Genomic DNA, 18424 nt, shown 5'->3' with positions numbered 1-18424 from the left:
ACTGCGCGCCCACTCCAAAGCAAGGACGCCAGTATCTAAGATCATGAAGCAGACAAAGCGCAGCGTAGGCTCACTGCGCCAGAAAGCGCTTACCCTTGGTATCGGCTTGGGTCATCAGCGGTAGGCATGACGGCTCAGACCAGGTCGATCACAACGTCGATATTGCCGCGTGTCGCTTTGAAGTACGGACACATCCGGTGTGCCTCATCCAGCAGGGCCCGGGCGACTTCCCGCTCCACGCCCGAAAGACTGACGTTGAAGCGGGCTTGAAGGAACCAAGCGCCGTCAGCCACGCATAGATCCACTTCGGTCTTGATGACGAGGTTAGGCGGGAGAATGATTTTCCATTCTGAGGCCGCATGCTCCATCGCCGCTTCGAAAGAGGCGGACCAACCGGCGGCAAACAGTTGCTCCGGATTGGTGCCGATGCGTACCGAACCGGGAATGGAAAGCTTGACGTCCAGCCGGCCATCGCAGCTTCGAGACACACCGTCCCGGCCACCGGTGGTGTGGGTTTTGGCGGTGTATAATACTTTCGCGTCTTCAGTCATGCGACTGCAGCGGCTTTGCGAGAAAGCTCAACAGACTGGAAGTCGTTCAGCGACAGCGGCCCGACGCATTCCGGCGACAGCGTCAAACATCTGTATGTTGCGCCCGATAGCACCTAATTTGACGCTGCCTCGTTCAAGGGGCCGGAACCTCCAGTATTCTGGACCTTCGACCTACCGCTTGAAAAAGCCCCCATCCCCCGACCGCAGGCAGGACAGGTCTCCTGGCTCGGACGCCGCGCTTTCAGTTGATGTTGCGGCGATACTTGCTCGGGGTCTGGCCGGTCAGTCTGTGAAACGCGGCGGTGAATGTGCTGGTCTCGCTGAAGCCCACCTCAAGCGCAATCGCGGTAACGGACAGCTCGCGAATCGCCAATAGCTGCTTGGCTCGTTCGATCCGGCGATTAGCATGATATTTGTGTGGCGGCACACCGAAGGACTGCTTGAACGACCTGGAGAAATGCCAAGGGCTTAGCCGCGCCAGCTCGGCCAGGGTTGCAAGCGGTATGTCATCGGTAGCGTGCTCCTCGATATAGGCAGCCACTCGCTTGCGCTGCCAGGACGCAAGGCCGCCACGAGTGCCTGGTTCGCAGAGTGCGGCGTCGCCGTTGATGCGGGCGAGTTCGTGCGTCAGCAGAATTCCAAGTGTCGATCAGCACCGAAGTCGGACCCCAGCCTGATCAGTATCAATGCATTGAGGCTGATCAGGGCGGGTCCCACTTCGGTGCTGGTCGACAGCTCGGCTCCATGCTGAGCGGCCGAAACGCCAAACGGACAAAACATTTCGTCTGGCAGGAGGGCTTACGATGAAGAACCGCTTGCGATCAAAACGCTCGCACGCAGTGCTCGCCTCAACATCTCTAACTCGAGATTGCTGGCATAGCGTTTTCGCACGGCAGTGCGCGAGTTCGGATTTTGGCGCTTTGCTTCTCGCGTCGAATAGGCACGGGTGTACTCAACTATATCCCATCGGGCATGGTAATCCGGCTAGCTAAACTGCTGCTTCAAGGTGGGGGGCGCGTAGCGGCCGCTAGCTTGGCGACCCTGTGTATCGCCGGCGTGCTCTACCTCGTTGCGACCCACGTTCAATCGGAAAAGAGAACGGTTGCGGAAACGTCAGGAAGGCCAAGCTGCCTGCCGAGCCACTGCCGACCGAAAGCGCCGGGCGGTCGATGATCGTCCAACAACTGCCCTTAAAATCATTCGTAAGGCTGCACCCTACGAGCTGCCATTTCCTGGCGAGTTCCCCGAAGGGTGGAGTACTCACATGCTGCGCCCGCAAAGACGGGCGAATGCAGCGGTAGTGCACCCGCACCTCGCCCGCTGGCACGAGGCCGCTCAGCCTGCGCCCGAAACGCCAGCCTCGGCAAATGTCGCCATGCCGCCGTGACAGGCGAGCGCAGCACGCAGCAGCAGGATCGCAACGCCCGCGCCGGAGGCCTCGCCGAGTCGCATGTTCAAATCGAGCAATGGTGCAAGTTCAAGCTCACGCAGCAATAGGCTGTGGCCGAGTTCGGCCGACACATGCCCGGCTCGGCAATGATCGAGGATACCGGGCGCCTGCCGCGCCAAAGGCAACACCGCCGCGGTGGCCACGAAACCGTCGAGCAGCACAGGAATGCGCCTGGCGCGCGCCGCCAGGACGGCACCGGCAATCGCCGCGAGTTCGCGTCCACCAAGCGCCGCCGCAACGGCGAGCGGATCGTCGAGCAGGCCGCGATGGAATTTCAGCGCCGCATCGATCGTAGTGCCCTTGCGCGCCAGCCCGGCATCGTCGACACCGGTGCCGCGGCCGGCCCAGCGCGCGCCGCGCCCGCCTATCAATGCCGCGCACAAAGTCGCGGCAACCGTCGTATTCGCGATCCCCATCTCGCCGACCACGAGCAGGTCAGCCTCGTCGGGCACCGCGCGCCAACCGGTATCGAGAGCGACGAGGAAGTCGGCGGTGTCCATCGCCGGCGCGGTCGTGAAATCGCGCGTCGGCCGCGCCAGCTCGAGCCCCTCGACGCGCAGCTCGGCACCGGCAAGCTTTGCGATCTGGTTGATCGCTGCCCCGCCCGCCGCAAAGTTGGCCACCATCTGCGCGGTGACCTCGGACGGATAGGCGGAAACACCACGCGCGGCGATGCCGTGATTGCCGGCAAACACCGCGATCGTGACGCGATCGAGCCGCGGCATCTCGCGCCGCTGCCAGCGTGCCAGCCAGAGCGCGAGCTCCTCGAGCCGGCCGAGGCTGCCCGGCGGCTTGGTCAGGTTCTGCTGGCGCCGTGCGGCGGCCTCGGCGCTGGCATCGTCGCCTCCGGGGAGGTCGCGACAGAAGCCGCGGATGTCGTCTAGAGTGTTGAACTGCATGCGATCCCCCTGTCGGGCGGGACCGCAAAATAGTTCAAATCGAAGGCCACGACCATGAGTGTCAAATCGAAGGCCACGACCATGAGTGAATGGCTCGACGATCTCAGGACCGCCACAGCCTTTCTGACCCGCCTGCCGATGCCGCATCCGGACGCGGGGCGGTCGGATCAATTTGCGCGCTCGCAGCGGATGTTTCCCCTGGTCGGCGGCTTGATCGGCGCTGCGGTCGGCCTCGTCTGCCTGCTTTTGCGTGTGATCGGTGTGCCGGATCTTGCCGCCGCGGCACTCGCGCTCGGCGGCGCAGCGCTTCTGACCGGCGCGCTGCACGAGGATGGGCTTGCCGATGTCGCCGACGGGTTTGGCGGCGGCCGCGATACCGCGGCGAAACTCGAGATCATGCGCGACAGCCGGCTCGGCACCTACGGCGCGCTGATCCTGCTGGTGAGCTTCGCGACAAAGCTTTCGGCGCTGGCGTCGATTCCGGATCGTTTCGTGGTGCAAAGCCTGATCGCCGCGCATGCGCTGGGCCGCGGCGTGCTGCCGTGGATGTCGATCAGCCTGCCCTATGCGCGCACGGACGGGCTGGCGGCCAATGCCGGCCAGCCTGACGGAACAATCGCTGCGATCTCTGCCGGCATCGCGCTGGCGATTGCGCTCGTGGCGTTGCCGTTCGCCGACGCATTGCTGGCGGCGATTGCGGCGGGCGCCAGTGCATTGGCCATGGCGCTGCTGGCAAAGCGGCAGATCGGCGGCCAGACCGGCGATGTGCTCGGCGGCACCGAGCAGGTTGCGGAGACCGCAATCCTGGTGCTGCTCGCAGCGCGGCTTGGATGAGCGATGGGTGACGGCGAAACACATCTTTGGCTGATCCGCCACGCGCCGGTCGACGGGCCGCGCGGTGTGATCCACGCGCCCGATGCGCCAGCCGATCTCGGCGATGCCGCGACATTCGCGGCGCTGCGGGCGCGGCTACCGGCGGATACCCTCGCCGTCTGTAGCCCGGCGCGGCGCACGCGCGAGACCGCAGTGCAGCTCGGCCTCGAGGCAACCGAAGATGCCGCCTTTCGCGAGCAGGACTTTGGCGATTGGACCGGGCGGCGCCACAGTGAACTCGAAGCGGAACTCGGCGCAGCCTATCGCGACTTCTGGAGATCGCCGGGGAACAACAGGCCGCCCGGCGGCGAGAGCTTTGCCGATCAGATCGCGCGCGCAAGCGCCGGGCTTGCGCGCCTGCCGGACGGTAATGCCGTGCTGGTCGTGCACTCGGGCACCATCCGCGCCATCCTCGCGATTGCACTCGACCTCTCGCCCGGAACCGCACTGCGCTTCGTCATTGATCCGCTATCGCTGACGCGGATCGATCGGCTCCAAAATGCCTGGCGCGTGGTTGCGGTGAATCAGCCTTAAAATAGCGGGTGATGACGGGGGATCACGATCGTCGCTTGAGCACGTAGCTGTCCATGATCCAGCCGTGCTTCTCGCGCGCCTCTCGCCGCGCGGCGACGATCCGGGGGCCTAATTCAGTGAGCTCACCCGCCATGGTGATCTGATCGGGCATGCCAAGATAAGCGCCCCACCAGATCTGCAGCCCCCCGGGATCCAAGGTCTGGAAAGCCGCGCCGCCATCGAGCATCACGACCACGGTATCCACGCCCGACGGCCAGCCGCCGTCGCGCAGCCGGCGCCCTGTCGTGACCAGGAAGGGCTCGCCGATATCGTTGAGCGGCAGCGAATGCGCCGCGCACAGCGCCTGGATCGACGTGATGCCGGGGATCACTTCGACGACCGGCTGCGGTTCGAGCCTTCGCGCAATTCGCAAGCTCGAGTCATACAACGACGGATCGCCCCAGATCAGCAATGCTACGCGCCCCTCGGCGCCAAGGTGATGCGTGATTTCCCGCGACCAGGTCGCAGCGACCGCATCATGCCAATCGTCGACGCCCTTGCGATAGTCTTCCTCACCGGCGTCGCGCACGGGCAGGTCGAATTCGATAATGCGCGTGCGATCGTTGGTGAGCACGTCGGCGCAGATCGTTCGCCGCAATTCGGCAATATCTGTCTTTGCAGTGCCCTTGCGCGGGATCAGGATCAGGTCGGCGGCGTTGATCGCACGGATCGCTGCGCGCGTAAGCTGCTGGGGATCGCCGCAACCGATGCCGATCAGGGAAAGCGTCAACATGACCGCATCACGCGTGACCTCCCGCCAACGCACCGAACAGAATGACCGCCGCCGTCGTCGCAGCGCCGGCATCTGTGAGCTTTTCGGCGAGTTCCGCAACCGTCATGCGGCCGAGCCGTTCATCGGCATGGCCCAGCGACTCCGCAAGCAGCGCGGGTGTATCGGGCGCGAGGCCGTGCGCGATCAGCTTTGCGGCCAGGGCCGGGAACGTGCGCCTGCCCATGTAAACCACGGTCGTGGCTTCCGGGTCGGCCAGCGCCGCCCAGTTCATGTCTGCTGGCAACTCACCGGTGACGTCGGCACCGGTCACGAACTGGACCCGGCGCGAAGTCTGGCGCCGCGTCAACGGAATGCCGGCCTGCGCGGCCGCCGCGCACGCCGAGGTCACGCCGGGAATGATCTCGTAGCGGATGCCCGCCGCGCGCAGCGCTTCGATCTCTTCTTCGAGCCGGCCGAAGATTCCCGCGTCTCCGGATTTCAAGCGCACCACACGCGCGCCGGTGGCGGCATACTCGACGAGCAGCCGGCTGACATGTTGCTGCCTCGGCGACGGGCGCCCGGCGCGCTTGCCGACCGCCACAAGATTGGCGGCGGGACCGGCGAGATCGAGGATCGCGCCCGCGGCGAGGTCGTCATAGAGCACCACACCGGCTTCACGCAGTCGCGCGGCCGCTTTCATCGTCACGAGCTCGGGATCGCCCGGTCCCGCCGAGACAAAGGAAACGAAGCCGCTCACCGGTCCTCCGCGATCAAATGGAAGAATGTCCCCGTCGCCTGACCGCGCCGCGAGCCGGTCTCGGCAACGATCCCGCCGGTCGCATCGCGCACCACCGCCAAGGGCGTGTCGGGCTGCGAGACGATCGTCGAATAGTGAAATTCGTGGCCGCGAAGGCGCGCGCCCGGACCATGCCCGGGCATCGGTGCAGCGAGCTCGGCGAGCCGGTAACCGAGGTGCATGCGACGCTTGGCATAGCTTGTCTCCAGGCCAAGCAATCCCGCCATCTCGTGGCGCACGCCATCGGCATCGGTGAGGGCGCTGCCCAACACCATATAGCCCCCGCATTCGCCATGCACGGGCCGCGTCGCGGAAAAGGCGCGCAGGCTTGCGAGAAATCGCGTGTTCGCCGCGAGCCGTCCGGCGTGCAGTTCGGGATAGCCGCCCGGCAGCCAACACACGTCGGCGGTCGCATCGAGAGCTTCATCGGCGAGCGGCGAGAACGCCACGATTTCCGCTCCGGCGTTGCGCCAGGCTTCGAGCATGTGCGGATAGATGAAGGAGAATGCGGCGTCGCGCGCCAAGGCGATCCGCTGTCCCGGCGGTTTGAACTCGAGGCCAGGCCCAGCCGATTGCGGCGACCAGGTCCGCGCCGATTGCAGCACGGCGTCGAGATCGACATGCTCGGCGACGAAGCGCGCGGCTTCCGCAATCAAGCCATCGACCTCGGCCTGCTCTTCGGCCTGCACCAAGCCAAGATGACGCTTCGGCAAGGTGATTTCTGCGTGGCGTGGCAGCGCACCGAATACGGGAATGCCGGCCCCGGCCATGGCGTGGCGCACCAGGTCCTCATGCCGCGCGCTCGCGACGCGATTGAGAACGACGCCTGCAAGGTTCACGCCAGCGCGGAAATCGCGCAGTCCCGCGGCAATCGCGGCCGCCGTTTGCGCCTGGCCGGACGGGTCGATCACCAGCAACACCGGCCAGCCCATCATGTCGGCAATATCGGCCGTCGCGCCGGTGCCCGAGACGCCGCGCGTCGCGACGCCGTCGAACAGTCCCATCGAGCCTTCGGCCAGAACGAGATCGGCATCGGCGCCACGGCCTGCGAGGTGATCGATTGCACTGCGGTCCATGGCCCAGCTATCGACATTGACGGACGCCCGCCCCGTCGCGACCGCATGAAAGGCGGGATCGATATAGTCGGGCCCGCTCTTGAGGCATTGCACCTGCAACCCCCGATTCCGATAGGCGCGGGCCAGCGCCAGCGTCAGCGTCGTCTTGCCGACGCCGGAGGCCGGAGCCGAGATCACCAGTCCCGCCGTCATCGCGAGGGCTCCGGAAAGCGCGGCGACGGTCCTACCGGACGGTAGCGGCGGTCGTAATCCGCTGCATAGAGACGGCTCTCGGTAAACTCGTCCGCACCCAACGTCTTGCCGACCAGGATGAGCGCGGTGCGTTCGAGCTCGGGGCCGACAGCCGCGTCGAGGGTCGCCAGCGTAGCGCGCACAATGCGCTGATCCGGCCAGCTCGCGCGCCAGACGATTGCAACCGGGCAGTCCGCGCCATAGTGCGGCGTGAGTTCGGCGACGACTTTGTCCAGCAGATGGATCGAGAGATGGATGGCGAGCACGGCACCCGTAGCGGCAAAGGCGGCGAGCGTTTCGCCGTCCGGCATCGCGCTGGCCCTGCCCGGCGTGCGCGTCAGCACCACCGATTGCGCAAGGCCGGGCAGCGTGAGCTCGGCCTCGAGCGCAGCCGCGGCGGCAGAGAAGGCCGGCACACCTGGGGTGATCGAATAGGGAATTTGCAACGCGCGCAAACGGCGCAATTGCTCGCCCATTGCCGACCAGATCGAGAGATCACCCGAATGCAGCCGTGCGACATCCCAGCCCTCCGTGTGCGCGGCGGCAATCTCTGCAATGATCTCGTCGAGCGAGAGCGGCGCGGTGTTGACGATGCGCGCACCCGGCGGGCAATGCGCCAGAATGCCCTCAGGCACGAGGGAGCCGGCATAAAGGCAGACCGGGCAGGAGGCGATGAGATCGCGTCCGCGCAAGGTCAGCAAATCGGGAGCGCCGGGGCCTGCGCCGATGAAGTGCACCGTCATTCGCCGTCTCCTTCCGCGATCGCCGCGGTCGCCATCCGATCCTGCGAAACGGTCCGGGTCGAGATCAGCCGTGCGCCGCGCCCCGCGGCCGCGACCGCCACAGCTTCGGCGACGGAGCCCGTACCGAACGTCGCCTTGATAAGCTCGGAGTGCGTCGTGGTGACCATATCGGTCAGAACGTCAACCGGAATACCCTTGATCGGCAGACCCAGTTCATCTGCAAGAGACTTCAACGCAGGAGCGTCAGCCTTGTGAAGAACCGTCGCAATGGCCGCGAGGCCTTCGGAACCACCGACCGCGAGGAGCGCCTCGCGCAGCGACGCAAGGGTCACGTCACGCCTGAAACCCAGACCTGCGACCTTCATCGGACCGTGCTCCACTGGACGATTGGCCGCGCCGCTTTCCAGGAGCGGTAGCGGCCCAATTGGTCTGCGTGAGCGATCTCGACCCGCATCAGCTCGCCGCCATGACGCTGATGCAGATCGGAGAGCAGCGCTTCGGTCTCCAGGGTCACCGCATGGGCAATCAGGCGCGCTCCCGGCTTGATACGCAACCAGATAGCATCGAACATCGCAACGTCGAGACCTCCGCCGACGAACACAGCGTCCGGCGTTTCGAGCCCCGACAGGATACCGGGCGCCGTACCTTCGATGACGGCGATCCGGTGCGTCAATCCGAGATTGTCGGCATTAGCGCGGATGTTCACGGCGCGATCGCCGCGCGCCTCGATGGCGATCGCGGTTCCGCCGCACAGAGCCCATTCGACCGAGATGGAACCGGAGCCTGCCCCAATGTCCCACAATCTCTGGCCGGACCGCGGCGCAAGCGCCGACAACGCAAGCGCGCGGATCGGCCGTTTTGTCAGTTGCCCATCATGCAGAAAGAGCGAGTCCGGAAGGCCCGAGCTGCGCGCTATCCCCTGCGATCCCTTTGCCTCCAGCGCCACTGCGACCAGGCTGTCGTCTGGGTCGGCCGCGTAGCTGTCCGCACAATGCTGCCTGATGGATTCACGCGGACCGCCAAGGGCGGTAAGCGTCCACATCGCCGAAGGCCCCCAACCGCGCTCCGTGAGCCAGTGTGCGAGATCGCCCGCCGCCTTGCCGTCGCGCACCAGACAGACGATCCGTGCACCGCGCGTCAGATGCGGCGACAGCCGCTCGAAGGGCGCAGCGTGAAGGCCAAGACAGGTCACATTCTCAAGGCGCCACCCCAAACGTGCGGCCGCAAGCGAGAATGTCGATGGTGTGGAATGCGCGATCCATTCGCCGGCCTGCAGCTTCTCGGCCAGACTTCCGCCGATGCCATGCCAGAACGGATCGCCCGAGGCGAGCACCGCCGTCGGACGGCCCCGGCAACTCAGGACGATGTCGGCATCGAACGGCACCGGCCAGGCACGGCCGCGGTCGGTGATACCGGCCAGAGCAAGATGCCGTTCGCCGCCGAAAACGGTCTCCGCTTCGACCAACGCCTTTCGACTTGCCTCGGAGAGGCCGGCAAGGCCATCTTCGCCGATGCCGATGATGGTCAACCAGGGATTACTCATGACGCGCGCCCTGATCCTGGGCGGAACTGCCGACGCCAACCTGCTCGCCGAGCGCATTGCGCGCGCAGGGCTCGACGCGGTCTATTCCTATGGCGGCCGCACCCGCACGCCTGCCGATCAGCCGTTGCCGACCCGCACCGGCGGCTTTGGCGGCGCCGGAGGTCTTGCCGACTATCTTCGTCGCGAGGGCATTACGCATGTCATCGACGCGACTCATCCCTTCGCCGCCGAGATGAGCCGCCATGCGGTCGCCGCGTGCACGGAAACCGGAACGCCACTGATTGCGCTTGAGCGCGCCCCCTGGGTCAAGGCACCCGGCGACAACTGGATCGAGGTCGCCGACATCATGTCCGCGGTCGCCGCGTTGCCGGACAAGCCTACCCGCGTATTCCTCGCGATCGGCCGGCAGCATATCGCACCGTTCAGCACCAGCCCGCAGCATACCTACACGTTGCGGTTCGTCGACCCTCCCGAGGAGGCGCTGCCTTTGCCCGGTGCCAACGTGATCGTCTCGCGAGGACCGTTCACGTTCGACGGCGAACTGGAACTGATGCGCTCCCGCGCAATCGAATGGATCGTTGCCCGCAATTCCGGCGGAACCGGCGCGCGCGCCAAGATCGACGCCGCCCGTGCGCTCGGCCTTCCCGTCATCCTGCTCTCGCGCCCGCAATTGCCCGACAGACCGCGGGTAGAAAGCGTTGCAGAGGTCATGGACTGGCTCGGTCATCGGACATGCCTCGGCGCATAGACCCAGCGGCCGACGCGACGCGTCGCCGAATTGCCGACGATCACGAGCGTCCGCATGTCGGCCATGTCAGGCCTTGCCTCATGCAGCTTGACCATTTCAATGCGCTGATCGGGCGCACTGACCGCCCGCGCGAACACCACGATACGCTCGCCACAACCAGCTTCACTCAAAATCTCGAGCGCGCGGCTAAAGCCTTCGGGCCGGCTCGCCGATCGCGGATTGTACATCGCGATCGCGAAGTCGGCCTCCGCCGCGAGCCGCAGTCGCTTCTCGATCACCGGCCACGGCTTCAGATTGTCAGACAGATTGATCGCGCAGAAGTCGTGGCCCAATGGCGCGCCCGCCGCAGCCGCCGCAGCCAACATCGCCGTCACACCGGGGAGAACCCGAATCGGCAGATCCCGCCATTGCGGTAAATCTTCCAGCGCCTCGAACACCGCGGATGCCATCGCAAAGACGCCGGGATCGCCTGAGGACACCACCACCACCTGGCGACCTTCGGCCGCTAGCCGCAGCGCCTCGCTCGCACGCTGTAACTCCACGCGATTGTCGGTGGGATGCACCGTCAATCCATGGCGCGGGCGCACACGCGCAACATAGAGCGCATAGCCCACGATGTCGGTTGCATCAGCGAGCGCGGCGGTGACCTCCGGCGTGATCAACGCCTCATTGCCGGGTCCGAGTCCCGCGATGGTCAAGCTGCCGGTCATTCAGCAGCCTCACTGCGCCGCCCCTGCCCGTGCACGAGCACGATTGCAAAATACGGACAGTCGGTCGCGTCGACATCCGCAAGCCGGGCGACACGTTGATCCGGCATGGTGCCACGCTCGACGAGCCAAGCATGGCCAAGACGTCCCGCAGAGGCGAGTGCGCGGCGAATCTTCGGGAGATTGCGGCCGGTCTTCATGACGATCAGCGCGTCGGAATTGCACATTCGCTGTTCGAGCTCGGCCTCCGGCAACGTGCCCATCAGGACGGTGGTCACGTCGTCACCAAGGGCGATCGGATGGCCGACCGCATTCCAGCAGCCCACCATGCCGGGTATGCCTGCGATCACCTCGATCTCGACGCGCCCCTGCAGGCGCGCATGCAGGTGCATGAACGAGCCGTAGAAATAGGGATCGCCCTCGCAGAGCACGACGACATCGATCGCGCGTGCGAGCCGCGCAAGGCGCTCCGCCCATTCATCATAGAAGCTCGCGAGCAGCCGAACATACTGCGGACTGTCGAATGCGATTTCCGTGGTGACGGGATATTCCATCGGATATTCGCAGACGTCAGTGGCGAGCAGCCCTTCGACGATGCGGCGGGCCTGCCCGGGATGCCCCTTCTTGCGAAAGTACGCGACATGCCTGGCGCCACGTACTTCGCGATCGGCGCGCACGCTCATCAGATCCGGATCGCCTGGCCCGAGGCCGCAGCAGATGATGCGCCCCATCGCTATTCGCTCCGGCTCGCCAGCGCGTTGACGGCTGCGACTGTGATCGCCGAGCCGCCAAGACGCCCCTCGACGGTCAGCGCCGGCACAGGCGGATCGGCCATCAACGCAGCCTTGGCCTCGGCCGCACCGACAAAGCCGACCGGACAGCCGATGATCGCCGCCGGCCTTGGACAGTCGCGATGCTCCAGCATGTTGAGAAGATGGAACAGGGCTGTCGGCGCATTGCCGATGGCTACGACGGCGCCATCCAGATACGGCCGCCACAGCTCAAGCGCAGCCGCCGAGCGGGTGTTGCGCATGGATTGCGCAAGTGCGGGAACGGCGGGATCGTCGAGCGTGCAGATGACGGCGTTGCCGGCCGGCAGGCGCGCGCGCGTAATTCCCTCGGACACCATGCGCGCATCGCACAGAATGGGCGCGCCGTTCTGCAAGGCAGCGCGCGCGGTGGCCGCCATGCCTGATGTAAATCGGATATGCAATTCGAGTCCCACCATACCGGCCGCATGGATCATGCGCACGGCCACCGGCTCCTCGTCGAGCGTAAAGCGGACAAGGTCGGCCTCGGCTCGGATGGTGGCAAAGGATTGCCGATAGATCGCCGCGCCATTGGTCTCATAGGTATACGGCATCAGCGGCCTCCCATCAGCATGGAGGGATTTGCGACGATGGCGGTACCACTCAGCCCGTGCATCACAGGCATATCTCGTGTCGAGCCGCCACGGACGACGTCAAAACCCTCGCGCGTTGCAACGAGCGTGATATCAGCCGAACCGGAATGGGCACAGCCCTTGGCGCAACCGGAGACGTGTAGCCGTGCATCGGCCGGGATGTGCGGTGCCAGCGCAGACGCCAGCGCGCGCGTATCGGCGTGGGCTTCACCACAGCGCGGAGCGCCGCTGCAGGCGATCACCCTCAGCACGGGATCATCGGCCCGTGTGATGAGGTCCGCCCCACAGAGCATCTCGCGCATCCCCTCCACCAGCAACATCCGCCATGGCGTCAGGCGAATAGCTTGCGCGTGAGTGGCGAGATGGCCGAGCGTCAGATGCGGAACCTGTCCGAACGCAACCCCGACCATCGCGCCAGGCGGACAAAGTCCGGGAGCCGGCTCGGCCGATTGACGCGCCGGTTTGGCATCGCCGCGAAGGGTTTTTGGCAGGCTTGCGCCCTCGGCGATATGGGCTGCCATCCGTCGCCTTTCGCTCTCGCCTCCGCCTGACGTGACGAACCATTCGGCGAGCGCGAGCGCGACCGGCACAGCCTCGCCCCGCGTGACGGCGCGACCAAGTTTTGCACCATCCGCCCGCACCATCAGGCCGCCGGCGCCATCGCGCTCGATCCGGACATCCGCAGATGCGCCGGCGAGCGTCCGCTCGCTGCCATCATCGATAGCGAAACCGAACTTGGTCGGGAGATCGAGAGGAGTACTGGCAAGACCGAGCTCAAGCTCGGCCGCAAGCGACGAGGTGTCGTCGCCAGCTGACCAGAATGGTGTCACCAGGACATTGCGTCGGGCTTCGGTCTCAGGATCGGGGTCGAGCAATCCGAGCCTTGCGAGCCCATCGATCAGGGGCGGATACCCGTGATCACCGACACCGCGAATCTGGAGATTGGCGCGGCTGGTCAGATCGATCAGACCGTTGCCGTACTGCCCGGCCAGATCGGCGATTCCCGCCGCCTGCTTTGCGTCCAATCTTCCGCCGTGCGGGCGAACACGGACCACGAGCCCGTCACCCGACTGCATCGGCCGCAGGGCGCCGGGGCACCAGGCCTTGATCGCAACCGCGCTCATGAAGCCTCCCGCAGCGATGCCGCGATCGAATTGCGCCGCGTCTGCCACAGCGACGCCTCATGCAACCGGGTGAAGCAGGTTTCGATCGCAGCCAACGCCGCCGGATTATTCCGTGCCATGAAGGCGCAAACGTCGTCATTGCCCAGCGTCGCGTCATAATAGAGATCGAACAGATGCGGAGGCACCGCGCCGGCAAGATGGGCGAAAGCGGCCATATGCTCGAGCGTCGCGGTGATCTCGGCGGCACCACGAAAGCCGTGGCGCATCATGCCCGCGATCCAATCCGGGTTGGCGGCACGCGCGCGCACCACCCGCGATATTTCCTCGGTCAACAGGCGGGCACGCGGCTGATCCGGCCGCGTCGCATCGAGGTGATAGAGCGATGGAACCTTCGAACCAAGACGCCCGGCGGCGGCCGCAATGCCAGCTTCATGCGCGGCGTAATCCGCCGCCAGCAGCAGGTCGGTCTCCGGCAGATCCTGGGTGTGGACAAAGCTGTCGGCCGCGGCGAGCCTTGCCTCGATGCCGGCGCGGTCGGGCCGCATTTCGCCGTCGGACGCAAAAGCCCAGGACGACGCCGACAGCCAGGCTTCGCCGGCTGCCTCGCGCGATTCCTGCGTGAAGACATCAGGAACCGAGGCGATGCCGACGCCATAGTGTCCGGGACGAGGCCCGAACACGCGCGACACATGCTGTCGATAAGGATTGTCGTCACCCTCCTCGCCGCGTTCGCACAACGCCTCGGTCGCAGCCTCGAACAACTGGGCAAGGCCCGGAAAGACATCGCGGAACAGCCCCGACACGCGAAGCGTGACGTCGATGCGGGGACGGCCGAGCTCGGCCGGTGCGACGATGTCGTAACCGGTCACGCGGCCCGATCCGTGATCCCAGCGCGGCGCGATACCTGCGAGATGCAAGGCCATCGCGAAATCCTCACCGGCCGTGCGCATTGTCGATGATCCCCAGAGATCGACGACGAGCCCTTTCGGCCAGTCACCGTGATCCTGCAGATGGCGGCGCAGCAACTCGTCGGCAAGCTTGACGCCTTGCGCATGTGCCGACGGCGTCGGCACGGCGCGCGGATCGACGGCAAACAGGTTGCGTCCAGTCGGCAGCACGTCGCCGCGCCCGCGATAGGGAGACCCCGATGGGCCCGGCGCAACCCGCCTGCCGGAGAGCGCATCGCGCAACGCATACTTCTCGGCCTCGCCACAATCGCCACGGCCGAACACATGCAGACCGTCGCCGAACTGGCTTTCCTTGAGATCGCAGACAAAGCGATCGATTTGTGGAATGGCTTCGGCCGCAGAGACCGAGGCGGCAGGCCCCAGATCCTCCTCCAGCCCGGCCATCCGCGCTTCCTCGCGGATATCAGCGATCAGACGCTGGCGCCGCGCGGGATCAAGCCCGTCGGCAGTCGAATATTCATCGAGCAGCTGCTCGAGCCGGCGCAACCCCTCCGGCAACGCGGCTTGCGCCAGCGGCGGCGGCAGGTGACCGATCGTGACGGCGCCGATCCTGCGCTTGGCCTGCGCCGCTTCGCCGGGATCGTTGACGATGAAGGGATAGACGATCGGCATGTCCCCGATCAGCGCCTCCGGCCAGCAGGCGGAGGACAGCGCAACGGACTTGCCGGGCAGCCATTCCAGCGTTCCATGCGCGCCCATGTGGACCATTGCGTCGGTGCCTTGCTGCCGGAGCCAGAGGTAGAACGCGACATAGGCATGGCGGGGCGTGCGCGAGAGGTCGTGATATTCGGCGCCGCGATGACCGAGGTCACCGCGTTCCGGCTGAACGGCGATGATGGACTTGCCGCATCGTATCGCCATGAAAGGAAATTCGCCGCTACGGCAAACGGGATCATCCTCCGGCGCACCCCAGGAGCTCGCGAGATCGTCACACAGCGAGCGTGGAAGGCTGGCAAGTGCCGCGCGATAGTCGGCGATGCTCCACGTCAATGTCTGCCGCAACAGAACGTCGCCCAACGACTTGACCGTCTCGACATCAAAGTCGGCCGCGCCGAGATCCGATAGCAGCGCATCGACCGAGGCGAGCGCATCGAGCCCGACAGCATGTGCGATCTGATGGGGGCGGCCCGGATAATTGGATAGTATGATCGCGAGACGTTTCTCGCTGGTCGGCTTGCTGGCAAGCCCGTGCCAGGCGGTCACACGTGCTGCCGCAGCCGCCACACGCCCATCGTCCGGCCGGTGCGCAAGATGGGCAAATTGCAGATCCGGATCGCGCTCACCAGCGGACTTGAAGCTCACGACACCCGCAAACAACCGCCCGTCGACCTCCGGTAACACCACGTGCATCGCCAGATCACCGGGGGAAAGACCGCGAAGCGAGCCAGCCCAATCGTCACGCTGCGCGGTGGACAATGCGACCTGGAACACCGGGCATGATGCGACATCGAACGGCGTCGTGCCGTCGTCACCGACAGCAGAGAAGGCGGTCGCATTGACAATGGCAGCAGGAGGACATTGTTCAAACCGGGCACGCAGCCAATCGGCGACGCCAGGTGCCTTCAGCGACACGACGAATACGCCGCATGCATCAAAGCCTTTCTGCCGCAATGCCGCGATCAAAGCATCGACCGGCGCCATATCACCGGCCGCAAGATATGATCGATAGAAGGTCACCAGCGCCCGTGGCCGGCCATCCGATGCTGGCAGCACCGCGACGACGCCACGCAAAGGATCGTAGAAACCGATCTCGGGAAGATCGATTTCACCGACGACCGGTCCGGCATAGAGTCCTGACGCCAGTGCCAGCTGGGCAAGCACGGCCTGCGCTGCGACAGGACCGCTCTTGTCACAGAGCACCTTGAGCCTGCGCAGCGTCGAGACCGGCAGTGTGGAGAATTCATCCAGCCGCGGGTCGTCACGGCCATCTGCCGGCAGCACCGCGAATGCAATGTTACGGTCTTTCGCCAGGCGATGCAGGGCGGCCAATCCGTACGACCAGTAAGGTTCGCCTCCGATCAGCCGCACGAGGATGCCCCGCGCCCGCGACAGCGTCCGTTCGATATAGGTGTCGACCGACAGCGGGTGGCGCAACTCCACCAGATTCGCCAGCCTCAGCGATGGCAGCGCGCTGCGGCCTCGCCGCCAGCCGGACGCGAATACGGCGAGATCGCTGTCCGAAAACGAGAGCACCACGAGATCGGCCGGATCCTGGCCGAGGTCCCTTGGTGTCGCGGTCTCCTCAAGCCCGCGGCTTTCCCGGAAGACGACGTGCATCAGACACCTAGACGCGCCCTGATGGCGGCTTCATCGATATCGCCGTGTTCGCCGATCACGACCAGCTTCGACTGCCTCGGCCGTGCGCCCCACGGCATGTCGAACTGGTGCCTCACCCGCTCGCCGACCGATTGCACCAGCAATCGCATCGGCTTGCCCTCGACTGCGATGTAACCCTTGGCGCGCAGCACATTCTGCTCGCGCGCCAGTCCCTTGATCGACGCGACCAGCGCATCGACGTCCACGATCTCCGGAAGATCGATCACCACGGAATTGAAATCGTCGTGTTCGTGGTCATCTTCGCCGTCATGGTGCGACGGACGCGCAGCGAGATCATCCTCCGCCGCGGCCCCAATGCCCAGGATCAGGCGTGCATCAATCGTCCCGTCCACGACGGGCAACATTGGCACCTCCCGCGGCATTTCGGCCCTGATTGCCAATTTGGCTGCCTCGAGCCCTTTCGAACCCGCCAGATCTGCCTTGGTTAGCAATACAATATCGGCACACGCGATCTGGTCCTCGAACACTTCCGACAGCGGCGTCTCGTGGTCGAGATTTTCGTCCGCCGCACGCTGCGCGTCCACCGCAGCGGGATCCGGCGCAAAGCGGCCGGCTGCGACCGCCTCCGCGTCGGCCAATGCGATCACGCCATCGACCGTGATCCGCGAGCGGATCTCGGGCCAGTCGAACGCCTTGAGCAACGGCTTCGGCAACGCGAGCCCCGACGTCTCGATCAGGATGTGATCGGGCTTCACGGGGCGCGCGAGCAATTGCTCCATGGCCGGGATAAAATCATCGGCGACGGTGCAGCAAATGCAGCCATTGGCGAGTTCGATGATGTTTTCGGTCGGACAATTGGCGTCGGCGCAGGACTTCAGGATGTCGCCATCGACGCCTTCGCTGCCGAACTCGTTGACCAGCACCGCGAGCTTCTTGCCGTTGGCGTTACGGATCAGGTGCTGGATCAGCGTCGTCTTGCCTGACCCGAGAAAGCCGGTGATGACAGTGACCGGAATTTTGGTGAGCGTGTTCATTCTGCGGCCTCTGGCACGACGGCAACGGGTGGAATCCGGGCAAGCGACTGCTTGCGAAAAATCTCCGGACGGCTGCGCCACGGCACGATGCCGTTAGGCGCCGCCGCATAGGCGGACGCACCGGCGATCACATCCGTCGCGTTGGCGGCGGACAGCCGGCCGTAGACATAGGACCAGCGCCCCGGAGCGCTGAGCGCGACCGAGCAGCCTTGGCTGCACGCGGAAAGGCATTCAACCGGAACCAGCGTGACACCATCAGGCACACCCGCATCGAGAATTGCGGAATGCAGGCGCGCACCGGGCGTCACCTCACCTTCCTCCAGCGTCTGGCCAGCGCGGCAGGTGGTGCAAACATGAAGTGTAACGGTCATCGCCCTTCCTGGATTAACGACGGGAGGCGATGAGGCACACGAACCCATCTATAAGGTTCGTTCCCCGTCGCGGAACACCCCGTCCGCCGGTCTCAAACATCACGCTGGCAGGTCTCCCGGCTTGCGGAGCAGGGTTTCCACCCTTCGATCCCCGCCTTCCCGACCCCATTTGGGGATCAGTGGCTTTGGACATCTCTCCGGTCACGGTCGCGGGGGCGGCTGCTCTTCGGACCAAACCTTGCGGCTTCGGCCTATCGCATTCCCTCTTCGCCTGTCATAGGACAGGAACCAACGTAAACCCACCATTCGTCCTGGCCCAGAACTTGTCAAGGCAAAGGAATGTCAG

General features: G+C 65.4%; 19 protein-coding genes and 1 riboswitch. Of the genes, 3 read left to right on the top strand and 16 right to left on the bottom strand.

Annotation, left to right across the window (positions count from 1 at the left end):
* Window positions 1-134: 134 nt before the first annotated feature.
* The 3 genes from ACP2YO_RS03920 to cobT form a co-directional block, all read right to left on the bottom strand.
* A complete protein-coding gene (locus ACP2YO_RS03920; protein ID WP_426439246.1) occupies window positions 135-551 on the bottom strand; it encodes an Ohr family peroxiredoxin in 417 nt (138 codons plus the stop codon).
* 241 nt (window positions 552-792) lie between these two features.
* Entirely contained in the window at window positions 793-1092 is a 300-nt protein-coding gene (locus tag ACP2YO_RS03915) for a helix-turn-helix domain-containing protein (RefSeq protein ID WP_426439244.1), read from the bottom strand.
* Window positions 1093-1886: 794 nt separating this feature from the next.
* Entirely contained in the window at window positions 1887-2900 is a 1014-nt protein-coding gene (cobT, locus tag ACP2YO_RS03910) for a nicotinate-nucleotide--dimethylbenzimidazole phosphoribosyltransferase (protein WP_426439242.1), read from the bottom strand.
* A gap of 54 nt (window positions 2901-2954) precedes the next feature.
* On the opposite strand from cobT, the gene cobS reads away from it, so the two are divergent.
* Window positions 2955-3734 carry an adenosylcobinamide-GDP ribazoletransferase gene (cobS, locus tag ACP2YO_RS03905; protein ID WP_426439240.1) on the top strand — a complete coding sequence of 260 codons (780 nt, stop codon included), beginning with the start codon at window positions 2955-2957 and terminating at the stop codon, window positions 3732-3734.
* 3 nt (window positions 3735-3737) lie between these two features.
* Window positions 3738-4307 carry a histidine phosphatase family protein gene (locus ACP2YO_RS03900; protein WP_426439239.1) on the top strand — a complete coding sequence of 190 codons (570 nt, stop codon included), beginning with the start codon at window positions 3738-3740 and terminating at the stop codon, window positions 4305-4307.
* 22 nt (window positions 4308-4329) lie between these two features.
* On the opposite strand, the gene cobF is transcribed toward ACP2YO_RS03900, so the two are convergent.
* From cobF to cbiE, 6 genes are read right to left on the bottom strand one after another with little or no spacing between them, the layout of a single operon-like run.
* On the bottom strand, window positions 4330-5079 hold the full coding sequence (gene cobF / locus ACP2YO_RS03895; protein ID WP_426439237.1) for a precorrin-6A synthase (deacetylating): 750 nt from the start codon (window positions 5077-5079) through the stop codon (window positions 4330-4332).
* A 7-nt stretch (window positions 5080-5086) separates the two neighbouring features.
* Window positions 5087-5815: a uroporphyrinogen-III C-methyltransferase gene (gene cobA / locus ACP2YO_RS03890; protein WP_426439235.1), complete on the bottom strand. Its 729-nt coding sequence runs from the start codon at window positions 5813-5815 to the stop codon at window positions 5087-5089.
* Window positions 5812-7122 (bottom strand): cobyrinate a,c-diamide synthase, encoded by a 1311-nt coding sequence (locus ACP2YO_RS03885; RefSeq protein WP_426439233.1) that lies wholly within the window; start codon window positions 7120-7122, stop codon window positions 5812-5814. Before ACP2YO_RS03885 ends, cobA begins: the two co-directional genes overlap by 4 nt.
* Entirely contained in the window at window positions 7119-7904 is a 786-nt protein-coding gene (gene cobM / locus ACP2YO_RS03880) for a precorrin-4 C(11)-methyltransferase (RefSeq protein WP_426439230.1), read from the bottom strand. Before cobM ends, ACP2YO_RS03885 begins: the two co-directional genes overlap by 4 nt.
* Window positions 7901-8269 (bottom strand): cobalamin biosynthesis protein, encoded by a 369-nt coding sequence (locus ACP2YO_RS03875; protein ID WP_426439228.1) that lies wholly within the window; start codon window positions 8267-8269, stop codon window positions 7901-7903. Before ACP2YO_RS03875 ends, cobM begins: the two co-directional genes overlap by 4 nt.
* On the bottom strand, window positions 8266-9447 hold the full coding sequence (gene cbiE / locus ACP2YO_RS03870) for a precorrin-6y C5,15-methyltransferase (decarboxylating) subunit CbiE (protein ID WP_426439226.1): 1182 nt from the start codon (window positions 9445-9447) through the stop codon (window positions 8266-8268). Before cbiE ends, ACP2YO_RS03875 begins: the two co-directional genes overlap by 4 nt.
* Here cbiE and ACP2YO_RS03865 point away from each other — a divergent pair.
* Complete coding sequence (locus ACP2YO_RS03865) at window positions 9446-10195, top strand: cobalt-precorrin-6A reductase (RefSeq protein WP_426439224.1); 750 nt, start codon at window positions 9446-9448, stop codon at window positions 10193-10195. The genes cbiE and ACP2YO_RS03865 overlap by 2 nt on opposite strands.
* Here ACP2YO_RS03865 and cobJ read toward each other — a convergent pair.
* Genes cobJ through ACP2YO_RS03830 form a run of 7 tightly spaced genes read right to left on the bottom strand, consistent with a single transcriptional unit; the run spans window position 10171 to window position 18078 of the window.
* A complete protein-coding gene (gene cobJ / locus ACP2YO_RS03860; RefSeq protein ID WP_426439222.1) occupies window positions 10171-10905 on the bottom strand; it encodes a precorrin-3B C(17)-methyltransferase in 735 nt (244 codons plus the stop codon). The genes ACP2YO_RS03865 and cobJ overlap by 25 nt on opposite strands.
* Window positions 10902-11633 (bottom strand): precorrin-2 C(20)-methyltransferase, encoded by a 732-nt coding sequence (locus ACP2YO_RS03855; RefSeq protein WP_426439220.1) that lies wholly within the window; start codon window positions 11631-11633, stop codon window positions 10902-10904. Before ACP2YO_RS03855 ends, cobJ begins: the two co-directional genes overlap by 4 nt.
* Window positions 11634-11635: 2 nt before the next feature.
* Complete coding sequence (locus ACP2YO_RS03850) at window positions 11636-12265, bottom strand: precorrin-8X methylmutase (RefSeq protein ID WP_426439218.1); 630 nt, start codon at window positions 12263-12265, stop codon at window positions 11636-11638.
* The gene (gene cobG, locus ACP2YO_RS03845; protein ID WP_426439216.1) at window positions 12265-13428 is read right to left on the bottom strand and encodes a precorrin-3B synthase; all 1164 of its coding nucleotides are present in this window, start codon (window positions 13426-13428) and stop codon (window positions 12265-12267) included. Before cobG ends, ACP2YO_RS03850 begins: the two co-directional genes overlap by 1 nt.
* On the bottom strand, window positions 13425-16673 hold the full coding sequence (gene cobN / locus ACP2YO_RS03840; RefSeq protein ID WP_426439214.1) for a cobaltochelatase subunit CobN: 3249 nt from the start codon (window positions 16671-16673) through the stop codon (window positions 13425-13427). Before cobN ends, cobG begins: the two co-directional genes overlap by 4 nt.
* Window positions 16673-17707 carry a cobalamin biosynthesis protein CobW gene (cobW, locus tag ACP2YO_RS03835; RefSeq protein ID WP_426439212.1) on the bottom strand — a complete coding sequence of 345 codons (1035 nt, stop codon included), beginning with the start codon at window positions 17705-17707 and terminating at the stop codon, window positions 16673-16675. The genes cobN and cobW overlap by 1 nt, the downstream gene beginning before the upstream one ends.
* Complete coding sequence (locus ACP2YO_RS03830; protein ID WP_426439210.1) at window positions 17704-18078, bottom strand: DUF1636 family protein; 375 nt, start codon at window positions 18076-18078, stop codon at window positions 17704-17706. The genes cobW and ACP2YO_RS03830 overlap by 4 nt, the downstream gene beginning before the upstream one ends.
* A gap of 89 nt (window positions 18079-18167) precedes the next feature.
* Window positions 18168-18386: riboswitch (cobalamin riboswitch) on the bottom strand.
* Window positions 18387-18424 lie beyond the last annotated feature (38 nt).

This window comes from Bradyrhizobium genosp. P (assembly GCF_049949265.1).
GTDB lineage: Bacteria > Pseudomonadota > Alphaproteobacteria > Rhizobiales > Xanthobacteraceae > Bradyrhizobium.
Note: the sequence above shows the minus strand (reverse complement) of the source record. Positions and strands in the feature narration are given on the sequence as shown.

Coding starts and splice junctions, on each gene's coding strand:
- ACP2YO_RS03850 (WP_426439218.1), bottom strand. CDS start 12,265: ATGCCGTATACCTATGAGACCAATGGCGCGGCGATCTATCGGCAATCC.
- cobT (WP_426439242.1), bottom strand. CDS start 2,900: ATGCAGTTCAACACTCTAGACGACATCCGCGGCTTCTGTCGCGACCTC.
- ACP2YO_RS03900 (WP_426439239.1), top strand. CDS start 3,738: ATGGGTGACGGCGAAACACATCTTTGGCTGATCCGCCACGCGCCGGTC.
- cobN (WP_426439214.1), bottom strand. CDS start 16,673: ATGCACGTCGTCTTCCGGGAAAGCCGCGGGCTTGAGGAGACCGCGACA.
- cobW (WP_426439212.1), bottom strand. CDS start 17,707: ATGAACACGCTCACCAAAATTCCGGTCACTGTCATCACCGGCTTTCTC.
- cobG (WP_426439216.1), bottom strand. CDS start 13,428: ATGAGCGCGGTTGCGATCAAGGCCTGGTGCCCCGGCGCCCTGCGGCCG.
- ACP2YO_RS03885 (WP_426439233.1), bottom strand. CDS start 7,122: ATGACGGCGGGACTGGTGATCTCGGCTCCGGCCTCCGGCGTCGGCAAG.
- cobJ (WP_426439222.1), bottom strand. CDS start 10,905: ATGACCGGCAGCTTGACCATCGCGGGACTCGGACCCGGCAATGAGGCG.
- ACP2YO_RS03855 (WP_426439220.1), bottom strand. CDS start 11,633: ATGGGGCGCATCATCTGCTGCGGCCTCGGGCCAGGCGATCCGGATCTG.
- cbiE (WP_426439226.1), bottom strand. CDS start 9,447: ATGAGTAATCCCTGGTTGACCATCATCGGCATCGGCGAAGATGGCCTT.
- cobM (WP_426439230.1), bottom strand. CDS start 7,904: ATGACGGTGCACTTCATCGGCGCAGGCCCCGGCGCTCCCGATTTGCTG.
- ACP2YO_RS03875 (WP_426439228.1), bottom strand. CDS start 8,269: ATGAAGGTCGCAGGTCTGGGTTTCAGGCGTGACGTGACCCTTGCGTCG.
- cobF (WP_426439237.1), bottom strand. CDS start 5,079: ATGTTGACGCTTTCCCTGATCGGCATCGGTTGCGGCGATCCCCAGCAG.
- cobS (WP_426439240.1), top strand. CDS start 2,955: ATGAGTGTCAAATCGAAGGCCACGACCATGAGTGAATGGCTCGACGAT.
- ACP2YO_RS03865 (WP_426439224.1), top strand. CDS start 9,446: ATGACGCGCGCCCTGATCCTGGGCGGAACTGCCGACGCCAACCTGCTC.
- ACP2YO_RS03920 (WP_426439246.1), bottom strand. CDS start 551: ATGACTGAAGACGCGAAAGTATTATACACCGCCAAAACCCACACCACC.
- ACP2YO_RS03830 (WP_426439210.1), bottom strand. CDS start 18,078: ATGACCGTTACACTTCATGTTTGCACCACCTGCCGCGCTGGCCAGACG.